Annotated in this window: 5 protein-coding genes and 1 pseudogene; 2 read left to right on the plus strand and 4 right to left on the minus strand. The window is 74.2% G+C overall.

Annotated elements, in window-relative coordinates; translation table 11 throughout:
* Positions 1-13 precede the first annotated feature (13 nt).
* The 4 genes from dhaL to UW392_RS25320 all read right to left on the minus strand — a co-directional run bounded on the left by dhaL (position 14) and on the right by UW392_RS25320 (position 5,426).
* Positions 14-643: a dihydroxyacetone kinase subunit DhaL gene (gene dhaL, locus UW392_RS25305; protein WP_320777421.1), complete on the minus strand. Its 630-nt coding sequence runs from the start codon at positions 641-643 to the stop codon at positions 14-16.
* A complete protein-coding gene (locus UW392_RS25310) occupies positions 640-1,647 on the minus strand; it encodes a dihydroxyacetone kinase subunit DhaK (protein WP_320777427.1) in 1,008 nt (335 codons plus the stop codon). Before UW392_RS25310 ends, dhaL begins: the two co-directional genes overlap by 4 nt.
* 1,369 nt (positions 1,648-3,016) lie before the next feature.
* Entirely contained in the window at positions 3,017-3,742 is a 726-nt protein-coding gene (locus tag UW392_RS25315) for a response regulator (RefSeq protein ID WP_320777422.1), read from the minus strand.
* Between the two features lie 16 nt (positions 3,743-3,758).
* Entirely contained in the window at positions 3,759-5,426 is a 1,668-nt protein-coding gene (locus UW392_RS25320; protein WP_320777423.1) for an ATP-binding protein, read from the minus strand.
* Positions 5,427-5,524: 98 nt separating this feature from the next.
* Here UW392_RS25320 and UW392_RS25325 point away from each other — a divergent pair, with 98 nt between their 5' ends.
* Both UW392_RS25325 and UW392_RS25330 read left to right on the plus strand, forming a co-directional pair.
* A complete protein-coding gene (locus tag UW392_RS25325) occupies positions 5,525-6,508 on the plus strand; it encodes a tripartite tricarboxylate transporter substrate binding protein (protein ID WP_320777424.1) in 984 nt (327 codons plus the stop codon).
* Positions 6,509-6,636: 128 nt separating this feature from the next.
* Positions 6,637-7,396, plus strand: a pseudogene (locus UW392_RS25330) (SLC13 family permease); the annotation flags it as partial.

Raw genomic sequence — 7,396 nt, forward strand, 5'->3', positions numbered from 1 at the left:
AGGACACCGGTGTTCAGGACACCGCGTCGGTGACCGATCCCAGCTCCGTGTCCGGTTCGGCGACCCGGGCCAGCGACCAGAAGAACAGGGCGACGCCCGTCGCGCCGGGGTCGGCGGCGCCGAGGGCACGTTCACCGACGTAGGAGGCGCGGCCGCGGCGGGCCTTGATGTCCGCGGTGGCGCGCGCCCCGTCGAGGGCGGCACGGGCGGTGTCCGCGTACCCCGCTCCCCCGTCGAGCGCGTCGCGGGCGGGCGCGAGCGCGTCGACCATGGTGCGGTCGCCGGGTTCGGCCTCGCCGACGCGCTGGATCGCGGCGAGGCCCTCCCGTACGCCGGTGGCCCAGCCCTCGTGGCCGTCGCCGTGCTCGGTGAGCGCCCGGCCGATCTCCTGGAAGAGCAGGCCGATCAGCGGTCCGCTGGTGCCGCCGACCTCGTCGAGGAAGACACCGGCCGCGACGGTGAAGGGGGCGTCGGCGGGGCCGTCGTCGAGCGCGGACGTCACGCCGTCGAGCCCTTCGCGGAGGTTGTCGCCGAAGTCCCCGTCGCCGGAGAGCTGGTCGAGGGCGGTCAGGGCGTCGTGGGCGGTGCGGGCGGCCTCCGCGTAGGTGCGCAGGACCTTTTCCTGGTCGACGGTCGTGGTCATCGGGCGGTCTCCGAAACGGGGAAGGCGGGGGTCAGGGCGGGGGCGTGCCACCAGTCGAGCCAGTTCTCGCGCAGCGCGGTCACCGTCACCGAGAAGCCGCTCATGTCGAGTGCGGGGACGTAGGTGCCGACGAGCTGTCCGGCGACGTCCACGCCGCGCTTGTCGAGGACGTGGCGGACCCGGTCGTGGACGGCGTACAGCTCCAGCAGGGTGGTCGCGCCGAGGCCGTTGACGAGGAGGAGCACGGAGCCGGAGGTGTCGGGGAGGGCGTCGAGGACCTGGCCGGTCATGCGGTCGACGAGGGTCTCGAACTCCGGGCGGGGCACGGTGCGGGCGGCGCGCTCGCCGTGGATGCCGACGCCGTACTCGATCTCGCCGTCGGCCAGCGCGAACGCCTCGCCGCCGCGGCCGGGCGCGGTCTGGGCGCGTCCGGCGACGGCGATGCTGCGGGAGGCGGCGGCGAACGCGGCGCCCGCTTCGGCGAGCTCGTCGAGACCGAGCCCCGCGTCGGCCGCGCCGCCGAGCAGTTTCTCCACGATGACGGTGGCGCCGGTGCCGCGGCGGCCGGTCGCCGTCTCGGCGTCGTCGGTGGCGAGGTCGTCGTCGACGAGGACGCGGCGTACGGGGATGCCGTCGGCGCGCAGGCGTTCGGCGGCGATACCGAAGTTGATGCGGTCGCCGGTGTAGTTCTTGACGACGTGGACGACGCCGTCGGGGCCGGCGGCGGCGCGGGACGCCTCGTAGACCTGGCGGTTGTGCGGGGAGGCGAAGACGCGGCCCGGCACGGCGGCGTCCAGCATGCCGCGGCCGACGAAACCGGCGTGCAGGGGTTCGTGTCCGGAGCCGCCACCGGAGAGCAGGCCGACGCGGCGGTCGGGGTGGCGGTCGCGGGCGGTGAGGTAGAGCGGGTCCTCGTGGAGGGTGACGAGGCCGGGGTGGGCGAACGCGAAGCCGCGCACGGCGGCGTCCACGGGCGCGTCGGCCGGCAGGAAGAGACGGTTCACGGCGTTGCGGTCCTTTCGGTGGTGCGCCCGGTCACGGTACCCACCGGGTCCGGCTGTGCCGTGCGCCGCCCCGTCCGGGCGGTACGTGTCGGGGGCCGAGCCCCGCCTGTCCTCGTCGGCCGCCCCGCCGCCCGGCCCGTCGCCTCCCGGCCTCTCGACAGCCTGGCCTCTCGACAGCCCGGCCTCTCGACAGCCCGCCCTAGTCACCGCCCCCGCCCCGCCGTCACCGCCTCCTCCGCCGTCTCCGCCGTCCCCGCCGTCCGCGCCCCAGCCGTCGCCGCCGCCGGATTCGTTGTCCTGGTTGTCCGTGCCGAGGTTGCTGAACCAGGCGCGTTCCCAGATCCCGTCGTCGGCGAGGAGGTCGAGGTCCCACTCCTTGCGGCCCCGTGCGGCGCGGAAGCGGGCCGTGCCCGTCGTGTTGCCGAGGCCGAAGGAGGCGGCGAAGACGTGGGCCATGACGGCGTCCAGCGGATCGGCGCTCTCGTGGCGCACGGGGGCCAGCGGCAGCAGCACCTCGCCCGGGACCGTCGCCGGACGCCGTGGCGGCCTGGTCAGCAGGGCGGCGCGCCGGTCGTCGGCCAGCAGCCAGGAACGCCTCGCGTCCTCCCGGCGCAGCGTCCAGCGGCGCCCCGGAACCCGTACCTCCACCAGGCTCCTGGACTTCCGGGCCCGTTTCTCCAGGACGAGCCCGGCCGTCGTGTCGCCGACGGTCAGGGTGAGTCCCTGGGCCGGGTCACCGGCGCCGGGGCGGTGACCACGCGGCGCCCGGAGGCGTACGACGGGCGCGTGCGGCCCCCACACGTCCACCCGCACCAGGCGGCGTTCGACGGCGACGGCGACCGGTCCGGCCGGGCCCGGCGCGTACCGGCGCGCGATCCACAGCGGTACCCCTTCGGCCCGCGCCCGGTCCGACAGCGCGGCCACCCGCTCGGGTCCGCCGCAGCAGCGCACCGCCAGCTCTCCCAGCCGGTGGGCGAACTCGGCGGCGTGCCGCACCCGTACCGGTGCGGACGTGCCGGTGACGCGGGTGACGGGCACGATGCCGGACCCTTCGGGGAGGCGGGTCAGGGGGCGTTCCGTGCCGCCGCCCCCGAGCCACCGGCCCCGCCGGTACGCCTCGGCCATGGCGCCGAGGTTCAGTTCGTCGAGGGGGGTGGTGCGGGAGCCCACCCTCAGGACGCGATCGGTCAAGCGGACGGTCCGGGTCAGTGGGTTGTACGACCGTTCGCCGTAGAGGACCTGCTGCACACCGAAACCTCCGTACGCCGTGGTGTCCGGCACGAGGGGACTGGAGGGCCTGGGGACGAGGGGACTCCATGTGACAGACCGGCTGGGTGCCTCAGCGGTTCCACGAGGGCGGAAACGGCCGTCACGGCCGCGGCCGCTGCCAGGCGTATCGGCGCTCGGGGCGTCCGGCGGTGCCGTAGCGCAGGGAGACGTGGACGAGGCCGGCGGCGTGGAAGTGCTCCAGGTAACGGCGGGAGCTGACGCGGGAGATGCCGACGACGGCGGCGCACTCGACGGCGGAGAGGGTGCCCTCGGCGCCGCGCAGGGCCTGTTCGACCAGCCCGGCGGTCTCCACGCTGAGTCCCTTCGGCAGGGCGCTGCCCCGCGGGCCTGCGGGCGGGACCAGCAGCCGGTCCACGTCCGCCTGGCCGCGTACGACCGAGGTGAGCAGGCGCTCGCGCCGCCCCGCGTACTGCCGGAGCCGCACCGCCAGGTCGTCCTGCTCGAACGGCTTGAGGAGGTAGTCGACGACGCCCTGGCGTACGGCGCCCCGCACGCTGTCGGCCTCGCGGGCGGCGCTGATGACCATCACGTCGCAGTCGTGGCCGGCGGTGCGCAGCCGGGCGATCACGTCGAGCCCGAACATGTCGGGCAGGTAGAGGTCGAGCAGTACGAGGTCGGGGCGGAGTTCTCCGACGGCGTGGACGGCCTGTTCACCGGTGCCGGCGGTGCCGACGACCCGGAACGGCGGGACGCGTTCGACGAAGGTGGAGTTGACCCGCGCCACCATGAAGTCGTCGTCCACGACGAGGACGTCGACCGGCGGGCCGGTCGTGGGGGTGCCGGCTGCTTCCGTGGCTGCTGTCATCGGGTCGTTCCCTTCGTCACCGAGGTGTTCCCTCGGTCTCGGGGTGTTCGTCGGTCAGGGGGTCGGCGCTGTGGCTCACGGACATGCGGGCGGTGAACTGGGCACCGTCGGCGGTGTTGGCCACCGCGATCTCCCCGCCCCGGTTCTCGCAGACGAGCCTGGTCAGGGCGAGGCCGATGCCGCGCCCGCCGTTGGCGGCGGCCTTCGTGGTGAAACCGTGGGTGAACACCTCCCGCGCCACCTCGGGGGCGACACCGGGGCCGGAGTCGCGGACCACGATCTCCACGCTGGAGGTGTCCTGGCGCAGTTCGACCTCGACCCACGCCTCACCCGGTCCGGCGGGTGCGCCGGCGACGGCGTCCACGGCGTTGTCGACGAGGTTGCCGACCACGGTGGCGACATCGGCGGCCTCCTCGGGCAGGAGCCGGCCGAGGGAGGTGTGGTCCGAGACCCGCAGGGTCACCTTGCGTTCGGCGGCGAGCGAGGACTTGGCCATCAGGAGCGCCGCGACGGTGGTGTCCCGGATGCGCTGCCCGATCGTCATGTCCAGGGACTGGCGGCGCCTGGTGACCGTACGGATGTAGCGCACCGCCTCGTCCTGCTCGCCGATCTGGATGAGGCCGGAGACGGTGTGCAGCTGGTTGGCGAACTCGTGGGCCTGGGCCCGCAGCAGCTCGGCCGAACTGCGGAACGAGCCGATCTCCTGTTCCAGCCGGGCCAGTTCCGTACGGTCGCGCAGGGTGGTGACCGAGCCGAGCAGCCGGTCGTCCTTGGTGACGGTCATCCGGTTCATCACCAGGACCCGCCCGTGCCGGACGACGACGGCGTCCTGCCGGTCGGCGTCCCGGGCGGGCGTGCCGGTGAGGACGTCGCCGAGCCGGCCGTCGATGCCCAGGTCGGCCAGGGTCTTGCCGACCGAGTCCGGGGGCAGGTCGAGCAGGCGTCTGCCGACGTCGTTGACGAGGGTGAGCCGGTGCTGCGGGTCGAGGGCGACCACGCCCTCGGCGATCCCGTGGATCATCGCCTCGCGGTGTTCGGCCAGCCCGGTGATCTCGCGCGGTTCGAGTCCCAGTGTCTGGCGTTTGACCCGCCGGGCCAGCAGCCAGGAACCGGCCAGGCCGAGTCCGCCGGCGACGCCGAGGTAGGTGAGTACGTAGGACGAGGCTCCGCTGAGCCGCTGCCACACCGTGGGGGCGCTCTCGCCGATCATCACCGTTCCCATGCGGCGGCCGAGGTCGCGGTGGGTCGCGCCGAGCACGGGCACCTGGGCCACCAGTTCGTGGTGGCCGGCCCAGGTCAGCGAGCCGGACCAGCCGCGTCCCCGGGCGACGTCGGCGTTCTGCGGCAGGGTGCCGCCCTCGGCGGTGGGATCGGTGGCGGCGACGACGCGGCCCGAGGCGTCCGCCACGGTGACGGACGAGACACCGGACTGCACCAGGGTGGTGTGGGCGAGCGCGGCAAGCGCCCTCTGCGGGGAGCGCCGTGCGAGCTGGTTGCGGACGAGGGGGTTGGCCGCGAGCTGTTCGGCGAGTTCCGTCACCCGGCGGCCCTCGACCCGGTTGAACGTCGACTGCGCCTGGGCCAGTGACACCGCGGCGACCGCCAGGACCACCGTCACGATGATGGCGAGCTGAAGAACCAGCATCTCGCCCGCGAGGCTCTGGCGCCGGAAGGTGCTGACCACAACGTACTCAATCTCTCTTGGTGACAGAAGGTGGGGGATACACGCGGTTCGGATGCACAATCATGACGTCCATCCCGTCGCCGGTGAAAGAGGGGGCCGTGAAAGCCCGCGCACGCGCCCTGTGTCTCCTGGCGGTCCTGTCGCTGCCGGCGGCGGGCTGCGGGGCGTGGCCGGCGGCGGGCGACGGTGCCTGCGGTGATCTGCGCATCATGGTGCCGAACACGGCCGGCGGCGGGTACGACACCACCGCGCGCACCGTGGCGAAGGTGCTGGAGGAGACCGGTGCCGCGACCGGGACGCAGGTCTTCGACCTGCCGGGCGCGGGCGGCACGGTGGGCCTCCAGCGCCTGGTGAACGAGCAGGGCAACGGCCGGCTCGTGATGCAGATGGGCCTGGGTGTCGTCGGCTCCTCGCACGTCGCGCGGGCACCGGTGACCGTGGGCCGGACCACCCCGATCGCCCGGCTGCTCGGGGAGCCGGGGGCGGTGGTGGTGCGGAAGGACTCGCCGTACCGCACGGTCGACGACCTGATCGCCGCCTGGCGGGAGGACCCGTCGGGGCTGACGGTCGGCGGCGGTTCCTCCCCCGGCGGCCCCGACCACCTGCTGGCGATGGAACTGGCCCACGCCGTCGGTGTCGATCCGGGGGACGTGGACTACGCGGCGTACGACGGTGGCGGCGGTGATCTGCTGCCCGCGCTGCTCGACGGGGAGGTCGACCTCGCCACGAGCGGCGTGGGCGAGTACCTCGACCAGGTGGACGCGGGTCAGCTGCGGGTGCTGGCCGTCACCAGCGACCGTCCGGTCGCCACGCTCCCCGAGGTGCCGACGCTGCGCTCCCACGGCATCGACCTGGTCTTCAGCAACTGGCGGGGGATCGTGGCCCCGCCGGGCATCAGTGCCGCGGACCGCCGCCGCTGGACCGACGCGCTGACCGAGCTGCACGACTCCCCGCAGTGGCGGGCGGCCCTCGCCCAGCGGGGCTGGACCGACCTGTTCGCGACGGGCGACGCCTTCGAGGAGTTCCTCGCGCGGCAGGACCGGGCCGTGGCCCGCCTGGTCGACCGCCTCGGGCTCGGCTGAACCACCGACCGCACCGGCCGCCTCTCTGCTTCTCCCGTCCTCCCGTCCTCCCGTGCGCCCTCGCGCGCCCTCCCCCGCGCTCTCTGCCGTCCGGAAGTTCTGTTCGCTGTTGTTGTGAAAGGCACCGCATGACGTCCCACACCTGGTGGCTGCTGCTCATCCTGGCGGCGGCGATCGCCGTCCTCATCTACCTGATCAACGGCAGACCGCGGGTCCATCCGTTCGTCGCGCTGATCGTGGTCACCGTAGCGACGGGGCTGGCCGCCGGGGAGCCGGTGGCCGATCTGACCGGGTCGATCGAGGAAGGCGCGGGCGGCACCCTCGGCGACGTCGGGGTCACACTGGCCCTGGGCGCCATGCTGGGCCGGCTGCTCTCGGACTCGGGTGCCACCGACGCCATCGCCCGAGCCCTGGTGGGGCGCGCGAGTGCGGGCCGGCTGCCCTGGCTGGTCGGAGCCGCCGCGTTCGTCATCGGCATCCCGATGTTCTTCGAGATCGGGCTGATCGTGCTGCTGCCGCTCATCTTCAGCGTGGCCCGCCGCATGGAGGAACAGGGCGGCGCCAAGGGCTCCCCGTACGTGCTGCTCGGTGTGCCGGCCATCGCGTCCCTGTCCACGCTGCACGGCATGCTGCCGCCCCACCCCGGTCCGCTGACCGCCATGACCGGGCTCCACGCCGACCTCGGTCCGACGCTGCTCGTCGGTCTCGTCTGCGCCGTCCCCACCGTGATCGTCTCCGGTCCGCTCTACGCCCGCTGGATCGCGCCGCGCCTGGCCGACGTGCGGCCCGACGCGGCGCTGGTCGCCCAGTTCACGGGTGCCGAGCGGACCGCCGGCGTGCGGTCCGGCGCCGGCTCCTCCGCCGGCGTCGGTGGCCCCGGCGCCGGGC

Source organism: Streptomyces sp. CRN 30 (assembly GCF_034105845.1).

Bases quoted from the DNA above. Each gene is read 5' to 3' on its own strand.
- dhaL (WP_320777421.1), bottom strand. From the start codon at position 643: ATGACCACGACCGTCGACCAGGAAAAGGTCCTGCGCACCTACGCGGAG.
- UW392_RS25315 (WP_320777422.1), bottom strand. From the start codon at position 3,742: ATGACAGCAGCCACGGAAGCAGCCGGCACCCCCACGACCGGCCCGCCG.